Origin of the sequence: Blautia sp. DFI.6.71, from assembly GCF_020593585.1 — a bacterium.
In the GTDB taxonomy this organism is placed as follows: Bacteria; Bacillota; Clostridia; order Lachnospirales; family Lachnospiraceae; genus Blautia_A; species Blautia_A wexlerae.
In genome coordinates, this window is record NZ_JAJDMJ010000163.1 from 1 (window position 1) to 425 (window position 425).

1 pseudogene is annotated in these 425 nt (G+C 35.8%); it reads left to right on the forward strand.

From position 1 onward, the window contains the following. Positions 1–425 (forward strand): annotated as a pseudogene (locus LJE12_RS19735) (Archaeal ATPase); the annotation flags it as partial.

Consider the following 425-nt stretch of genomic DNA (forward strand, 5'->3'; position numbering starts at 1 on the left):
CTCCGGCATACTATTTCTCTGCATCCAATGATTCAGGAAATTGCAGTTTCCGAGACCGCACCTTCTGTTACAAGCTGCCACACGTTATTGGATTCTCTGCAAAAAATATGTTTGATGCATGGCATTGAAGTTAGCTATTATAAAAAATTATTTCAAACAGTAGAAAACATCATGCTTTTCATTGAAAAGGACGATATTCCCCAATACCTGTTATTTTTAGAAGATGTTTTTCCATATATGGAGAAGTACCACTATCAAAAGGGTATGAAAAAAATCATCCAGGAACTACAGCATTTTATAAAAGCAAATACTTACGGGACTGCATCTGACCGTGCCTTACTATTGGATTATCAGGCAACTCTGGAACCCAAAACAGAAAAAGCGATAAAATTAGAAAAAGAAGCACTTGCTCAAATAAAAGAAAC